At 41.4% G+C, this 440-nt stretch carries 1 pseudogene; it reads left to right on the top strand.

Going from position 1 to position 440, the window contains the following annotated elements:
- Window positions 1-5: 5 nt before the first annotated feature.
- Window positions 6-407 (top strand): annotated as a pseudogene (locus FLQ44_RS23395) (aminotransferase class III-fold pyridoxal phosphate-dependent enzyme).
- The last annotated feature ends 33 nt before the right edge of the window (window positions 408-440 follow it).

Here is a 440-nt window from a genome sequence, read left to right as displayed (position 1 = left end):
AAACGATTAGTCAGGGAGAGGCGGGGGTATTTATGCATGGTCCTACTTTTATGGCAAATCCTTTAGCTTGTGCTGTGGCGGTAAAAAGCACTGAATTACTCATCAATCAAGATTGGCAAAACAATATTCAGCGTATCTAAACTCAGCTTAATCGCCATTTGACACCATTACAATCATTCAAGCATGTTGCTGATGTCCGTGTATTGGGAGCAATCGGTGTGGTTGAACTCACCGTTAATGTAGATATGAAAACCTTACAACAAGAATTTGTACGTCGTGGTATTTGGGTTCGTCCGTTTGGTAAATTGGTTTATGTGATGCCGCCTTACGTGATTAAGGACAGTGAGCTGGATATTTTACTTATACAGTTGGTTGAAGTTGTCAGCGGTATGGAGCAAAACATATGAGTGCAACCAATAGATTGCTGGACCACTATGCCA

It is taken from the genome of Vogesella mureinivorans, from assembly GCF_007644035.1.
Lineage (GTDB): Bacteria > Pseudomonadota > Gammaproteobacteria > Burkholderiales > Chromobacteriaceae > Vogesella > Vogesella mureinivorans.
This window is presented reverse-complemented; position numbering and strand designations above follow the sequence as displayed.